Source organism: Cupriavidus sp. 05T42 (assembly GCF_056396345.1).
Genome location: NZ_JBFTLH010000015.1, coordinates 1 through 14,816 on the forward strand (window position 1 = coordinate 1; position 14,816 = coordinate 14,816).

Annotated in this window: 11 protein-coding genes; 1 reads left to right on the plus strand and 10 read right to left on the minus strand. The window is 70.0% G+C overall.

The genetic code is table 11. The features are described 5' to 3' along the window. The 10 genes from AC1EJR_RS19445 to AC1EJR_RS19490 all read right to left on the minus strand — a co-directional run. The coding region (locus AC1EJR_RS19445; RefSeq protein ID WP_477147421.1) for a toxin VasX at window positions 1-294 on the minus strand (294 nt) is incomplete at its 3' end. Between the two features lie 194 nt (window positions 295-488). Next, complete coding sequence (locus AC1EJR_RS19450) at window positions 489-1,460, minus strand: DUF58 domain-containing protein (RefSeq protein WP_441593182.1); 972 nt, start codon at window positions 1,458-1,460, stop codon at window positions 489-491. Window positions 1,461-1,473: 13 nt separating this feature from the next. Beyond that, window positions 1,474-2,451 carry an AAA family ATPase gene (locus tag AC1EJR_RS19455; protein ID WP_477113503.1) on the minus strand — a complete coding sequence of 326 codons (978 nt, stop codon included), beginning with the start codon at window positions 2,449-2,451 and terminating at the stop codon, window positions 1,474-1,476. Further along, window positions 2,448-4,979 carry a fused MFS/spermidine synthase gene (locus AC1EJR_RS19460; RefSeq protein WP_477147422.1) on the minus strand — a complete coding sequence of 844 codons (2,532 nt, stop codon included), beginning with the start codon at window positions 4,977-4,979 and terminating at the stop codon, window positions 2,448-2,450. The genes AC1EJR_RS19455 and AC1EJR_RS19460 overlap by 4 nt, the downstream gene beginning before the upstream one ends. A 29-nt stretch (window positions 4,980-5,008) precedes the next feature. After that, window positions 5,009-6,838, minus strand: coding sequence for an arylsulfatase (locus AC1EJR_RS19465; RefSeq protein WP_441593188.1), 1,830 nt, complete (start codon window positions 6,836-6,838; stop codon window positions 5,009-5,011). Then, the gene (locus AC1EJR_RS19470) at window positions 6,835-8,013 is read right to left on the minus strand and encodes a formylglycine-generating enzyme family protein (RefSeq protein WP_477147461.1); all 1,179 of its coding nucleotides are present in this window, start codon (window positions 8,011-8,013) and stop codon (window positions 6,835-6,837) included. Before AC1EJR_RS19470 ends, AC1EJR_RS19465 begins: the two co-directional genes overlap by 4 nt. Before the next feature lie 208 nt (window positions 8,014-8,221). Beyond that, complete coding sequence (locus tag AC1EJR_RS19475; RefSeq protein WP_477113502.1) at window positions 8,222-9,313, minus strand: BatD family protein; 1,092 nt, start codon at window positions 9,311-9,313, stop codon at window positions 8,222-8,224. Further along, window positions 9,310-10,902 (minus strand): vWA domain-containing protein, encoded by a 1,593-nt coding sequence (locus AC1EJR_RS19480; protein WP_477147423.1) that lies wholly within the window; start codon window positions 10,900-10,902, stop codon window positions 9,310-9,312. The genes AC1EJR_RS19475 and AC1EJR_RS19480 overlap by 4 nt, the downstream gene beginning before the upstream one ends. Continuing rightward, the gene (locus tag AC1EJR_RS19485) at window positions 10,899-11,912 is read right to left on the minus strand and encodes a vWA domain-containing protein (protein WP_477113500.1); all 1,014 of its coding nucleotides are present in this window, start codon (window positions 11,910-11,912) and stop codon (window positions 10,899-10,901) included. Before AC1EJR_RS19485 ends, AC1EJR_RS19480 begins: the two co-directional genes overlap by 4 nt. Further along, on the minus strand, window positions 11,909-12,466 hold the full coding sequence (locus AC1EJR_RS19490; RefSeq protein WP_477113499.1) for a DUF4381 domain-containing protein: 558 nt from the start codon (window positions 12,464-12,466) through the stop codon (window positions 11,909-11,911). Before AC1EJR_RS19490 ends, AC1EJR_RS19485 begins: the two co-directional genes overlap by 4 nt. A 256-nt stretch (window positions 12,467-12,722) precedes the next feature. Here AC1EJR_RS19490 and AC1EJR_RS19495 point away from each other — a divergent pair, with 256 nt between their 5' ends. Beyond that, window positions 12,723-14,771, plus strand: coding sequence for a TonB-dependent siderophore receptor (locus AC1EJR_RS19495; protein WP_477105473.1), 2,049 nt, complete (start codon window positions 12,723-12,725; stop codon window positions 14,769-14,771). The last annotated feature ends 45 nt before the right edge of the window (window positions 14,772-14,816 follow it).

Genomic DNA, 14,816 nt, shown 5'->3' on the forward strand with positions numbered 1-14,816 from the left:
GTAGTAGCCATCGTAGTAGCCATCCTCTGAGATCCAGTAAGCGTCCATTCGATCGCGTTTTTCGTCATACACATACAGGTAGCCGCAGCGTAGCAAGCGGGTCGTGTAGCGCGCGCTGCCATGCAGCGTCAGGTCCTGCTTCTGGCCTTTGCCGACGCTGCGGGCGGTGTCTTCGACCTTCAAGGGCGCGGTAACTGCCGGCAGCCCCATGTCGATGGGCGCGACGGCATAGCGCACGGGCAGGATGAGCAGGCCACGCTTGTCGCAGTAGCCGCATGTCTTTTCGATGGCCATAGACGTCAGGTCCCCAAGGTTCGCGTGTTTGAACTGGCGGCAGGGGCGATGCGACGCCCCGCGCGCTGCACGGTAAACACTTTTCCATGGGGGGAAAACGGCCTTGCCCGACTATTCAGCCGTTTCTTGTCGAAGGTCGACCGTCCCGCAAAAATGAGACTTGTCGCATATGGCTATCGCGTTGCGCGTGCTAGCTACCCCAACAGCCGCCGCAGCTGCACCGCCACGTCCTCGGCGGCGGAAACCGGCAGCAGCGGCACGCCGATGCCGTGGTGCCAGTCGAACAGCGCCTGGCTGTGCTGGCTGGCGAAGCTGCCGATCTGGTCACGCAGCGCGGCGCGGCCGAAGCCTAGTTCCACCTGCAGCTCGCCGTCGCTGACCACGAGGTGGCCGGAATCGGGCAACTCCAGCAGGAAGGGGTCGTAGACCAGCACCGACAGCACGTCATTACGGCTGCGCAGCGCCAGCATCAGCCGGCGCGTGCGGTCGTCGGCGCCGTCGAAGTCGCTGATGACGATGACGAGATGGTCGTGGCCCGCCAGCCGCACCGCGCGCTCCAGCGCTGCGTTGAACTGGTCGGCGCCGCGCCGGGCGGTTGCCTCGGCATGCAGGCGGCGGTTATGGGCGACGAGATCGCCCAGCAGGTGCAGCACGGCATCCCGGCTGCGGCGCGGCGCGCTGGCGGTCAGGTCGGTATCGCCGAACAGGATGCCGCCGACGCGATCACCATCGGCCACGATGCGCCACGCGGCCAGTGCGGCCACTTCTGCCGCCACGACCGATTTCATCGCGCGCCGGCTGCCGAAGAACATGTTCATGCGCTGGTCCACCACCAGCAGCACCGGGCGCTCCTTCTCCTCGGCATAGACGCGCACGTGCGGCTTGCCGGTGCGCGCCGTCACGCGCCAGTCCATGGTCCGCACATCGTCGCCGGGCAGGTAGCCGCGCACCTCCTCGAAGGCCAGCCCGCGCCCGCGCACCCGTGAGCCGTGCCGGCCGGACAGCAGGCTGTGCACCGGCTGGCGCGTGCGGAAGTGGAAGTCGCGGGCCGTGGCCTCCAGGGCGGCCAGCGCGTTCATGTCGACGTTGACGCCCGGCGTGGCGGTCGAGGGGGCCGCGCCGGCACCGGTGGCGGCTCGGTCGCGGGCGGCGAAGTCGCGCGGCATGGTGGGGTGGCTGTCAGGCCACGGCCACGCGTTGCAGCAGGCGGTCGATCACCGCATCGGCGCTGACGGACGCGGCGTGGGCCTCGTAGGACAGGATCAGCCGATGGCGGAACACGTCGTGCACCACGGCCTGCACATCGTCCGGGGTCACGTGATCGCGCCCGCGCAGCCAGGCGATGGCGCGCGCCACCTTGTCCAGCCCGATCGACCCGCGCGGGCTCACGCCCACCTGAATCCAGCGCTTGAGGTCATCGTCGAACTGGCCCGGGTCACGCGTGGCCTGCACCAGCGCGACGATATAGCGCTCCACCGGCTCACTGACGGCAATGCCGTGGATGGCCGCCCGCGCCGCGAACACGGACTCGGGCGAGAGCTTGTCCGCCGTGGCGCCACCAGCGGCCTGCGGCGGCGGCGCTTCCTCGCTGCGCGCCAGCCGGATGATCTCGGCCTCCGCGCTGGCCTCGGGGTAGCCCACGTTCACATGCATCAGGAAGCGGTCCATCTGCGCCTCGGGCAGCGGATAAGTGCCCTCCTGCTCGATCGGGTTCTGCGTCGCCATGACCAGGAACAGCGGCTCGAGCTTGTGTGTCTGGCCCCCCACGGTCACCTGCCGCTCCTCCATGGCTTCTAGCAGCGCGGCCTGCACCTTGGCGGGCGAGCGGTTGACCTCGTCGGCGAGGATCAGGTTGGCGAAGATCGGCCCGGCCTGGAAGCGGAAGTCGCCCCGGCCGGCGTCCGTCACATAGATATCGGAGCCGGTGATGTCGGCCGGCAGCAGGTCGGGCGTGAACTGGATGCGCGAGAGCCGCGCGTCCAGATGGCGCGCCAGGCTCTTGATCGCCCGGGTCTTGGCCAGCCCCGGCAGGCCCTCCACCAGCAGGTGGCCATCCGCCAGCAGGCCGAGCAGCAGCCGTTCGATCATGCGCGCCTGCCCGACGATGGACTCGCCCATGCGGGCCTGCAGCGTGAGGATGTCGTCGCGGGCACTCATCGGCCGCCTCCGGTGAACCAGCGGTAGTAGGGATTGTCGGGGTCGGCCTGGATCGCCTCGGTGATGTGGTGGCTCCAGGCCTGCCGGTTGCCCTCGTAGGCGTCCAGGCCGGCGGCGTAGAAGGTCTGGAGGTTGTCGCGCTCCCGGCGGATCGCCTGTTGCAGGGCATCGTCGCCGCCGGTGAGCGGCGGGTCCGATTGCAGCGCCAGCAGCTCGCGCAGCACTGGCACGAACGCCTTCTGGCGCACCCAGCCGGTGTACTCGATGCGCGGGCGGTCATCGGTCACGGCGGGGGCATCGCCGGCAAACCAGTCGAGGCCATCGCGGTCCGTAATGTAGGTGGCCAGCAGTGCCGCCGGCGAGGCCACGCCGACGGCGCGCAGCGCGCTGGCGACTTCGGGCTGCTGGAAGCGGGCGGCGATCGTCGGCGCATCGAGCTTCAGCGGTTCGGCCGAGCCCACCAGCAGCATCTCGTGGAGTTCGGTAGTCCAGAGCGAGGCATGCGGGAAGACGTCGAGGAAGCTGCGCACCAGCGAGCGGGTGTCGTCGCGGTTCTGGGTCGGCAGCGGCAGCCACTGGGCGACGATGCCGCCCGGTTGCAGGCGGCTGGCGGCCAACTGGTAGAACTCGCGCGAATAGAGGTTGACCACGCCGCTCGCGGACGGCGGCGGCGGCTCCAGCGTGACGAGGTCGTAGCGCTGCGTGCCCTGCAGCAGTTCGCGGCGGCCGTCGCGCAGGCGGATGTCGATGCGCTTGTCGTGGCTGGCGTCGAAATTGCCCCGGAAGTTCGGCGCGGCGCGCACCACGGCTGGCAGCAGCTCCGCCACCACGCGGTGTTCCAGGCCCGGGTACTGGAGCAGCGCGCCGGCGGTAATGCCGGTGCCGAGCCCGATCACCAGCGCCGAGCGCGGCGTGCCGTTGTGGACGATCAGCGGCAACAGCGCCTGCAGGCGCATATAGCGCAGCGACGTCATGGTATCGCCCGAGTTCGACACCCCTTGGATATAGAGCCGCCGGAAGCTCTGCGTGCCCTTGGCCTGCTCGACCACGGCCACCGTGGCGCCCCGGCTTTCCTCGTAGAACACCAGTTCGCCGCCACGCGCCTGCGCCAGCAGGCGAGCCAGCCGGTCTGCGGGCGTGGCCACGGCCACCATCAGCGTGATCACGGCCAGCAGCGGAATCGCCACCCGGGCGCGACGCGTGACGCCATCGCCAAAGGCCATCGCCAGCACGGCTACCAGCGCGCTGGCGGCAGCGAGCACGCCCAGCGTATGCACCACGCCAATCCACGGCACCAGCACCACGCCCGCCAGCACCGATCCGGMGATGCCGCCCAGCGTGTTGAGCGCCAGCACGGCGCCCAGCCCGGCCCCGACCCGTGCCGGATCGACCGAGAGCCGCACCGCGTACGGAAACGCCGCGCCCAGCAACACGGTGGGCACGAAGACGATGCACAGCGCCGCCACGGCAAAGCGCGCGCTGGAGGCGACGAGCAGGTTGCCCGTGCCCTCCAGCACCCGCGCGTAGGCGGCGGATTGCAGGGCCGGCAGCCATTCCCCGAGCCACGCGAATTCGACCAGCGCCACCAGCCCCGCCCCGACCACCAGCAGCGCGAAGGCACTCCACGGGTCACGCGAACGGTCCACGCGGCGCGCCACCAGCGCGCTGCCCAGCACCAGCCCGGCCAGATAAGTCGCCAGCACCACCGCGAAGGCAAACGCCCGCGTACTCAGGAATTGGACGATGGCCTGTGACCAGACCACTTCGTAGCCCAGCGCGATGCCGCCCGCCACGGCGTAGAGCCCCAGCGCCAGCCGCCGCTGCGCGGTGCCCGTGGCAGGCGCGATGGATGGCGAAGGAGAGGCAACAGCGACGGCCTGCACCCGCCGGCTCTGCCAGAGCGCCCCGGCACCAGCCAGCAGGTTCAGCCCTGCCGCCGCGCAGGCGCTGCCGAACACACCGAGCAGCGGAATGGCGACGAACGCCGCCAGCAGCGTGCCGGCAATCGCCCCGGCGGTATTGGCGGCATAGAGCCGCCCGCCATGGGCGCCAAGTTCTCCGGAAGGACGGATCGCGCGCAGCAGCACGGGCATGGTGCCGCCCATGGCTACCGCCGGCAGGGCCACCAGCAGCACGGGCAAGGCCCACGCCACGATGCCGGCGCGGGTTTCCAGCCACGCGAACGGCGCCGCCGCGTGGGCCAGCGCCAGGGTAGCGCCCAGCGCCAGCACGGCAATCGCGCATTCCAGCCACAGGTAGAGCCGCCAGGGCGAAGCGGCGCGGTCGGCCCATCGGCCAATGGTCCAGCCGCCCAGCGCCAGCCCGGCGAAGAACGCGCTGACGCCGACGGTGACGGCGTGCACATCCACGCCGAGCACCAGCGAGAGCTGCTTGACCCACAGGACCTGATAGACCAGCCCGGCCGCGCCGGACAGGACCAGCAGCGCGGCGGGCACCCGCCAGGCCGTGCCGGCCCGCACCGCCGCCTGGGCGGCGGTGCGCGTGCCACGACTCTGGCGCGCGCCCATGGCGGGTTCCAGCTTCCGGTCCGCCGCCGTCACTTCTTCGGCGGTTGGGCGGACTGCGCCTTGGCCATCTGCTCGGCCACCTTGCGTTTCACGCTTGCCTCGGCCTGGTCAATCGTGAAGCTGGCCGGCAACTGGCTGGGCGGATAGTCGACAAAGGTCTGCAGGAACTGGATGGCGCGCCGGTTACCCTCGATGAACAGGTACGGGTTCTCGGTTTCGAGCTGGTGGTAAAGATTGGTCGGCCCGGTGTCCGCGCGCTCGTAGGGGTCCATGCGCAGGTTGAAGTACTTTGGCGCGCGCAGGCAGGTGAACGGCTCCTTCCAGACCTCGAAACCGCCCCGCGCCCGCTGCTCGCAGAACACCACCTTCCACGCGGTGGGCTGGGTGGCGCCCTGCGTGAGCACGTCATAGCGCATGGCCACGAGTTCGGCATCGTCGTTGAAGTAGAAGAACTCGTTACGCGCGCTTTTCTCGGTCTGGCCAGTCAGCATCGGCAACTGGTTGTAGCCGTCCAGGTGCACCTTGGCGCTCTTGCCGCCCAGCGTGGTGCCCTTGACCAGGCGATCCTTCACATCACCATCACCGGCGGCGGCCAGCAGCGTGGGGAACCAGTCGAGCCCGGACATCAGCCCGTTGGAAACCGTGCCCGGCTGGATCTTCCCCGGCCAGCGGATCATCGCCGGGACCCGGTAGGCGCCTTCCCAGTTCGAATCCTTCTCGCTGCGGAACGGCGTATTGGCGGCGTCCGGCCAGGTGAAGAAGTTCGGCCCGTTGTCCGTGGTGTAGACCACGATGGTGTTGTTGGTGATGCCGGCGTCATCGATCGACTTGAGCAGCTTGCCCACGTTCTGGTCCATCTCCCACATGCCGTCCGCGTACTCGTGGCCGCCGCCCAGCCCGGCCTTGCCGCGGTACTCGGGGCGCACGTGCGTGAACAGGTGCATGCGCGTGAAGTTCATCCACAGGAAGAACGGCTTGTCCCCCTGCGCCTGCTTCTGGATGTACTGGATCGCCGCGCCGGTGGTTTCGTCGTCGATGGTCTCCATGCGCTTGCGGTTCAGCGGCCCGGTGTCCTCGATCTTGCCGTCCGCCGTGCTGTGGATCACGCCGCGCGGGTTGTAGTACTTGAGGAAGTCGGGGTTGTCCTTGGGCCAGTACGGGCGCTCGGGTTCCTCCTCGGCGTTCAGGTGGTACAGGTTGCCAAAGAACTCGTCGAAGCCGTGCTTGGTGGGCAGGAAGCGGTCCTGGTCGCCCAGGTGGTTCTTGCCGAACTGTGCGGTGTTGTAGCCCAGCGGCTTGAGGGCCTGGGCGATGGTGATGTCGCGGTCCTGCAGGCCCACCGGCGCGCCTGGCAGGCCCACCTTGGAGAGCCCGGTGCGGAACACGGTCTGTCCGGTGATGAAGGTGGAGCGGCCCGCCGTGCAGCTGTTCTCGGCGTAGTAGTCGGTCAGCATCATCCCTTCCTTGGCGATGCGGTCGATGTTCGGCGTCTTGTAGCCGACCACGCCGTGGCTGAACGCGCTGACGTTGCCGAGGCCGACATCGTCGCCAAAGATCACGACGATGTTGGGCTTGCCGCTGCGTGCGCCAGCCGGGGCGGCGGCCACCGGCGAGGCGCCCTGCGCCGGGGCGGTGGCCGGGACGGGGGTGGTGGGGGCAGGTGTCGTCGATGTCACGGGCGGCGGCGCTGCCGGGGCCGGGGCCTGAGCAGCCGGGGCGGCCGGGGCCTGCGTCTCGGCAGGCTTGTTCTCATCGGCCCGCTTACAGCCCGCTATCGCGAGCGCCGCGACGACGGCCGTGGCCGCGAGTTGCCAGCGGCGCGCCGTAGCCCGCTGCGAGGGAAGTCCTTTCGCGTTCATCGATTGACTCCGGTTGAGGAAAGTTGGGCGGACAGGGGCATCGCGCTGTCCTGGGGCGGGGGCTGCATCGCCGTGGCGGGCTGCTTGCGCAGGGCTGTCCATCGGCTGTCATCCATCACGAGCCGGAAGCCGAGGTGCGACATGCTGGTGTACGGGTCCGTGCCGCGCCGCGCGCTGGGGCGGTAGCTCAGGCAGAAGTCCTCGTTGCAGAGGAAGGAGCCGCCGCGCGTGACGCGCCGGGGCGCCTTCACGGGCACGCCGGGTTMGCTCGGGTCCCAGGAGTCACGGGGGCCGGCCGGGTTGAGCACCACGGTCTTCATCTCGGCGGCCTCGCGGCGGAACTGGTCGGCGCGATACCAGTCGGCCACCCACTGCCACGCATTGCCGGTCATGTCATAGAGCCCGTACCCGTTGGCCGGGAAGGTGCGCACGGGGCTGGTGCCCGCCGCGCCGCCGGCCTTGGCGCTGACCACCGGGAACGGCTGCACCTGCTGGCCCTGCCAGACGTTGGCCATCTGGCGGCCATCCGGCGCGAACTGATCGCCCCAGGCGTAGGTGGCCTGCTCCAGCCCGCCGCGCGCCGCGAATTCCCATTCGGCCTCGGTCGGCAGGCGCTTGCCGGCCCATTTGGCGTAGGCCTCGGCGTCCTCATAGGACACCTGCACCACGGGATGATCGTCCTTGCCCTCGATGCTGCTGCCGGGGCCGGTGGGATGGCGCCAGTCCGCACCGGGCACGAAGCGCCACCAGCGCCAGTTCTCGCGCAGCGGCACCGGGCCGTTGGTGGCGACGAAGACCATCGCGCCGGCCACCATCGCGCTATCGGGCGGACGCGGCGTGCCGGACGGAAGCTGGACCTTCATGGTCTCCCAGTCAGGCGCGCGCTCGGCCGTGGTCAGGTAGCCCGTGGCGGTGACGAACTTGCGGAATTCGGCATTGGTGACGTGATGCTGGTCCATCCAGAAGCCCGGCACGCGCACCTTGTGGGCCGGACGTTCATTGGGCTGGGCCATCTTGTGGTCGCTGCCCATCAGGAACTCGCCGCCGGGCACATGGACCATGCCGAGCGGCCCGCTGATGCCATCGCCCGGCTTGACGGCCGATGCACCCGCACCCGCGCCTGGACCGCTGCGCGAGGCATACCAGTACGAGCCACCCGCGCCAGCCAGCGCCATCGCGCCCGCCAGGGCCACCAGCCAGAGTCGGCCGCGCCATGTGGATTCATGGGCCACCTTCGCACCCAACTTAGCTTTCCCTCGCTGCCCCTGTGACATGCCACCCCTCGTCCAGTGCACTTCAGTGAACACTGAGGAGTTTGCAGGCTCCATGCAGCGAAAGGAATGCAAACTTTTTTTGTGCGATCTGAATGATTTCGGAAAAGAACTAGTCCTGGCCGGGACCTTGGCCGGGATTCAGCGGCGGCAGGCCGGAGCGGTGCCAGAGGTTGCTGCACGTCTCCGTGGTGCGATGCCAGCGGGCGCGCCATGCGGCACTGACGGCACCGTGCCCCCTACGCCATCGCCAGATCCCGTAGCCCAGCACCAGCACCGCGAGGACGATGGCGCCGGTCATGCGCCAGTCGATCTCGTCGAGCCAGGCCGGCGGGCGCCATGCCAGCCCGCCCGACGGCGACAGCCCCAGCCCGGGTGCCGCGCGCGCCACGATCACGGTCACCGCCGGGGCCGTCGAGGCCGCGCGCCTTCCCGTGGCGGCGTCGTACCAGCTCACTGGCACCGCCGGCAAGGTGTGGCGGCCGCTGTCCTCGAACACATAGGTAATGGTTTCGATGCGGCGCCCACCGGAGGCGTCGTCCTGCAGGACCGGATCGGCACGGAACTGGCGCACGCCGCGCGGCGGCTGAAGGGCGGGCGGGGCCGGCGGGGCGATCATCATCGCTGGGGTGCCCGGCGCGACGATGGTGATGGTGCGCACCAGCGCGTCGCCAGCGCGCAGCTTGGTGTTCTCGTCGATGGGCTTGTCGAACTGCTGGGTCACCTGGAGCGCGCCAGCCGGAAGCGTCGCCGTGCCCTGCCCGCTCTTTCCCGCCTGCCCGCTGGCGTGGATCGTCGTCGGCGGCAGCGTGACGGTGGCCGCCTGCGGTTTGCCATCGCTCCCGGCGTGGGTGAAGCGGAACTCGATGGGCGGCAGCGCGAAGTCCCCGGCGCCCTGCGGCGTGACCACGTAGGTCTTGCGGATGCCTGCGAAGCTGGCGCCGTCGATGGTCTCGGTGGAGTTGATGCCACGGTCGTCGGGCATGGTCACCACCGCGCCCGGGATCTGCAGCACCGGGAAGGCCGGCGCGGACAGGAAGAAATTCGGCGCAAGCACGGTGACTTCCACCTGCACCGACTGGCCCGCCACCACCGGCTGCGGCCCGACCACCTTCACGTGCACAGTGGGCCCGGCCGCGTGGGCGAGCGTAGCGGCACACAGCAGGACCACGCCCACGGCGTGACGCATCCGGCACCCGCTCATGGCTTGCCCTCCTGCAGCGCGAACTTGCGCGCCAGCAGCTCCGTGGGCGAGGTCTGGATCGCCCGCATCCACATCTCGGCATTCTGCTGCACGCGGCCCATCTGCTGGGTCTGGTCGCTGGGCGGCGGTGGGGGCTTGCTCGGGTCGTMGACGATTTTGTCTGGCGGGATGTCGGGCGACTCCTCGTCGCTCTGCGGGGGCGGCTTGCGCGCCAGCATCTGCGTCATCAGCGCGAGGTTTTTCTGCGCCGGCTGCCAGCCGGGCCGCTGTTGCAGCACCAGCCGATAGCGCGCCGAGGCTTCCTTATATTTTTCCTGCCGCGCCAGCGCGTTGCCGAGGTTGAACTGGCCATCCGTMGTGTTGACCTGCCCGAAGGCGCGCGCGGCCTCCGCGTACTGGCCGTTGCGGTAGTAGGCCACGCCGCGCCACATCGGATCGGTGAAGCGCTGCGCGGCGATAGCGTAATCGCCACGTTCGAACGCGCGCCGGCCTTGCTGGTCGGGGGTGAGCCAGAGGTCGGCCCAGGTCCATGATTTCTCTTCGGCCTGGGCTGGAGCCTGAGCCTGTGCAGGCGCAGGCGGCGCGCCAAGCGCCATCGCCACGGCCAGCCCGGCGATCCATCGCACGGACCAGCCCTTCCGGAACCACAGCACCGCCAGCAGCGCGATGGGGATGGTCAGGGGCCAGCCGGCGTCGCGCCAGCGCTGCGTGTCACTGGCGTGGGTCTGCTCCACATGCGATTGCACGTGGCGCTGCACCCAGGCCACATCGGCGTCGCTGTCCGTGGTCAGCGTGGCCACCGGGATACCGCTGTCCCGCAGCGCGTGCAGGCCATCGGCATCGAGCCCCGGCGCGGCGCCGTCGCCCGCGCGCAGCGGCCCGCCCTCCGCCGTGCCGATGGCGAGCACCACCACCTGCGTGCGCCGGCTGCCGTGCTGCGCCTGTATCGCCTTGGCGGCGCCGGCTTCCACGCCATCGGTCAGCAACAGGATCGTGCCGGGCACCGGCTCCTTGGCGAGCGCCGTGTCGACGGTGCGCACGGCCAGCGCGGTGTCCTTGCCGGGCACCGGCATGATGCGGGTCTGGAGCGCGTCGACGAAGGTCTGGAGCAGGTCCGCATCGTCCGTCAGCGGCAGGACCATATGCGTGGAGCCGGCGTAGGCGTACAGCGCCGTGCGGCCGCCGTCGCGGTGCGCCAGCAGCGCCTTGACCTTGAGCTTGGCGCGCTCCAGACGGGTGGGGCTGACGTCGATGGCGTCCATGGTCGTGCCGAGGTCGATGGCGATGGCCAGCGGCGCCTTGTCAGCCAGGAACGGCGGGCGCTCGCGCTCCCAGGTGGGGCCGGCCAGCGCGATGGCGCCCAGCGCCAGCAGCGCGGCAATCCCATGCACCGGGCGCACTGCGCGGCGGCGCTTCTCGCCCACCACGAGGGCATCGAGCAGATGCGGGGCGATGGTGCCGCGCCAGCGCCGGCGCACATCCCCCTGCCGCCCCACCGCCCACGGCAGCCACACGGCGGCCAGCAACACCAGCAGCCACCACGGGCGCAGGAAGTGGAACTGGGCGAGCGATTCGAACAGCGCGCTCATGCGGCAGGCTCCCGGGAGGCGCGTGGGGCGGCGCGGAAGGTCCAGCGCGCGTAGACGGCCATCGCCAGCTGGTAGCCCAGCACGATCAACACGGCCACGCCGAGCGGCCACATGAACAACTCACGGCGCGGGCGCCAGTTCAGCGTCTTTTCCTGATGCGGGGTAACGCGGTCCAGCGTGGCGTAGATCGCCGCCAGCGCGTTCTGGTCGGCGCCGAAGAAATAGCGCCCGCCGGTGCTGCTGGCGATGCGCTTGAGCATATCCAGATCGACCTTGGCCTCGCCCGTGGCCGCCGGGTCGCCGATGCCGATCGTATGCACCACCACCCCGCGCGTGCGCGCAATCTCGGCGGCCTGCGCCGGCGGCATGCGGCTGGCGGTGTCGTTGCCATCGGTCAGCACGATCATCACCTTCTCCGCGGCGTGGCTGTTGTCGAACAGCTTGATGCCGAGGCCGATGGCATCGCCCAGCGCCGTGCTGGCGCCGGCCATGCCGGGCACCATGTCCGCGATCAGCGTGCGCACCAGCGCGTGGTCCAGCGTGAAGGGGGCGAGCGGGTACGGGGCGTCGCCGAAGACGATGAGGCCGATGCGGTCGCCGGGGCGGTGGGCGACGAAATCCCCCACCACCTGGCGCACGGCATGCACGCGGGTGTCCAGCGCACCGGCGGTATCGCGGAAGTCGCGGGTGTCCATCGACTGGGAGAGGTCCAGCGCCACCAGCAGGTCGCGCACGGGCTCCTTCTTATATAGAGGGGGCTCCAGGAACTGCGGCCGGGCCAGCGCCGTGACCACCAGCGCCCAGGCAATCGGGGCCAATACGCGCTGGACGAGGTTGCGGCGCGGCACGTGGGCGCCGGTGGCCGGCTTCAGGCCGACCGCATCGGCCACTTCCTCGAAGAACGGCAGTCGCACGGAGGCGCTGCGCTCCCGGTACGGCGGCAGCCGCCACCAGACCAGCAGCGGCAGGGGCAACAGCACGAACAGCCACGGATAGGCGAAGACGATCATTGGCGGTTGGGCGGCGAGTCCCGGCTATCCCGGCTATCCCGGCTATCCCGACGGTAGGCGGCGATCCACCGCCGGCAGGCATCGGCTGTGGCATGGGCCTGTTGCGGCGGCCACGCGGCCAGCACGGTGGCGCCCCGGTACTCGGCGTCATCGACCAGCGCGGCGAGCCCGGGCACCGCGTCGGCGGCCGTGCCCGCGTGGGCGTGGAGGAATTGGTGCCAGCCGGGGCCGGACAAGGGCGCGACGGCCTCGCGCGGCCATTCGGCCAAAGCCACCCGCTTGAGCAGTTCGGCCAGCCCCAGCAGGGCCTGGGCCCGGGTGCGATCGTCGCCAGCCAGTTGGGGCGTCCAGCGCGTCAGCTCCGCCAGCGCCGCGCGTCGATGCCGATTGGCATACCAGCGCCGCCCGGCGCGCCAGCCCAGCCAGGCAAGACCGGCCAGGATGACCAGTCCCACCACGAGCCAGCCAGTGGTCTGCGGCATCCACGAGGGCGGCGAAGGCGTGACGAGGTCGGCCAGCTCGGGCATGGGGGCGGTCAGGATAGGGATCCGCACAGGCTACGCCGCCGGCCCGCGCGGCTGAAGTCAATTTTTTCGGGGGCCTTTTCAATAGTTTTGTTGCGGTTGTTTCGCATGTCGATCTGCGGAAAAAGTGGTGGCGTATCCGTCGCAAATTTCCCTATAATGCAACCCTGTTGCAAAAAGGAAGTTGTTCCTTTTCCCTCGCCGACCATCTTTTCCGATGCGAACTCGTTATTTTTCCGCTCGCCGCCACCGGCTGCGCTACGCCGCGCTTGTCACGACCACCGCCATGGCCGCCACTGCCGCCGAGGCCGACGACGCCCCGCTCCTGCCCGAGGTATCCGTGGTCAGCCAGGCGGACGACGCCTACGCGCCGGCCCTGGCCAGCGGCGCCACGCGGACCGAGACCCCGCTGCGCGAGGTGCCGCAGTCCGTGCGGGTGCTGCCGCGCGCGCTGCTGGACGATATCGGCGCCACGCGGCTGGACCAGACCTTCGACTACGCGAGCGGCGTGGCGCGCCAGAACAGCTTCGGCGGGCTGTGGGACAACTACGCGATCCGCGGCTTCTCCGGCAACGAGAACACCGGCGCGGCCTATCTGGTCAACGGCTTCACGGCAAACCGGGGCTTCACCGCCCCGCGCGATGCCGCCACCATCGAGCGCGTGGAGGTGCTGAAGGGGCCGACCTCGTCGCTCTATGGCAGCGGCGAGCCCGGCGGCAGCCTCAACATCGTCACAAAGCAACCGCGCTTCCAGCCCGGCCAGACCTACGATCTCCAGGTGGGCAGCCGCGACGGCTACCGTGCCGCCGCCGACCTCACCGGGCCGATTACCGAGACGCTGGCAGGCCGGCTGGTGGCCGTGGCCGACCACCAGGGCAGCACGCGGGACTTCATCGACAGCCAGCGCTATCTGGTGGCGCCGTCCCTGACGTGGATGCTCGGCGCCGACACCATCGTCCAGTACGCGGGCGAATTCCAGCGCTTCACCACGCCGCTGGACCGTGGCGTGGTGGCGGTGCAGGGACGGCTCGGCGCGGTGCCGCGCTCGCGCTTCCTGGGCGAGCCCAATGACGGCGCGATGCGGCTGGACAGCCAGTCGCACCAGTTGAGTGTGGAGCACCAGTTCTCGCCCGACTGGAAGGGCCGGCTGGCCGTGGCCTATCGCGGCGGCAGCCTGGAAGGCTATTCGACCGAGGCGAGCGCGCTGCAGGCGGACAACCGTACGCTGACGCGGCAGCGGCGCTATCGGGACTATCAGTCCGACGATGTGTCGCTGCAGGCCGATGTGACCGGCAAGTTCACCACCGGACCAGTCGGGCACGAGGTGATCGTCGGCATCGACACCTACCGCTTCGCCAATACGCAGGTGCAGCTGCGGCGCAACCCCAGCGCCGCCGCGCCCTACGCCATCGACATCTATCAGCCCGTGTACGGCCAGACGCCGCCCGCGCTGGCCCCCAACACCGACACCTACGAGCGCCAGACCAGCCTCGGCCTCTATGCGCAGGACCAGTTGCGGCTGGGCGAGCGCTGGCGGCTGCTGGCGGGCGTGCGTTTCGATACGTTCAACCAGTCGCTCGACAACCGGCTGCGCGGCACGGAGACGAGCCAGCACCAGACGGCGGTGTCGCCGCGCGTGGGGCTGACCTATCTGGCCAGCCACAACGTGTCGCTGTTCGCCAACGCCAGCCGCTCGTTCCGGCCCAACGCCGGCAGCGACGCCGCAGGCAACGCGTTCTCGCCCGAGCACGGCCGCGCCGTGGAGGCCGGCGTGAAGGTGGACAGCGACGACCGCCGCATCGGCGGCACGCTGGCGGTGTACGAGATCCGCAAGCGCAACGTGCTGACCGCGAACCCGGTCGATCCGTCCTATTCGGTGGCCGCCGGCGAGGCGCGCAGCCGGGGCGTGGAACTGGACGTGGCCGGGCAGCTCGGCAAGCACTGGCGCCTGAGCGGCAACCTGGCCTATACCGACGCCGAGATCACCGAGGACAGCACGCTGCCCGTCGGCACGCCGCTGCTCAACATCCCGCGCACCAGCGGCAGCCTGATGGCGGTCTACGAGGACGCTGCGCCCATCGGCCAGCGCTACGGCGTGGGCGGCGGCGTGCGCTACGTCGGCAAACGGTCAGGCGATGCGCAGAACAGCTTCTCGCTGCCCGCCTACACGCTGGCAGACCTGTTGGCCTACTGGCAGTACAGCAAGACCGTGCGCGTGACGCTGAACGTGGACAACCTGTTCGACAAGACCTGGTACGCCAGTTCCTACAGCAGCGTCTGGGTGCTGCCGGGCGCGGGCCGCACGGTGCGGCTGGGCCTGCGGCTCAGCTACTGACGCCATGGGGAACATTGGGAAGCGCAGGCGGCTGCTGAAGGCTGC

What these genes read in the sequence shown, in the direction of transcription:
- AC1EJR_RS19450 (WP_441593182.1), bottom strand. Translation starts at nt 1,460, where the DNA reads ATGCCGCGCGACTTCGCCGCCCGCGACCGAGCCGCCACCGGTGCCGGC.
- AC1EJR_RS19475 (WP_477113502.1), bottom strand. Translation starts at nt 9,313, where the DNA reads ATGAGCGGGTGCCGGATGCGTCACGCCGTGGGCGTGGTCCTGCTGTGT.
- AC1EJR_RS19465 (WP_441593188.1), bottom strand. Translation starts at nt 6,838, where the DNA reads ATGAACGCGAAAGGACTTCCCTCGCAGCGGGCTACGGCGCGCCGCTGG.
- AC1EJR_RS19485 (WP_477113500.1), bottom strand. Translation starts at nt 11,912, where the DNA reads ATGATCGTCTTCGCCTATCCGTGGCTGTTCGTGCTGTTGCCCCTGCCG.
- AC1EJR_RS19455 (WP_477113503.1), bottom strand. Translation starts at nt 2,451, where the DNA reads ATGAGTGCCCGCGACGACATCCTCACGCTGCAGGCCCGCATGGGCGAG.
- AC1EJR_RS19495 (WP_477105473.1), top strand. Translation starts at nt 12,723, where the DNA reads ATGGCCGCCACTGCCGCCGAGGCCGACGACGCCCCGCTCCTGCCCGAG.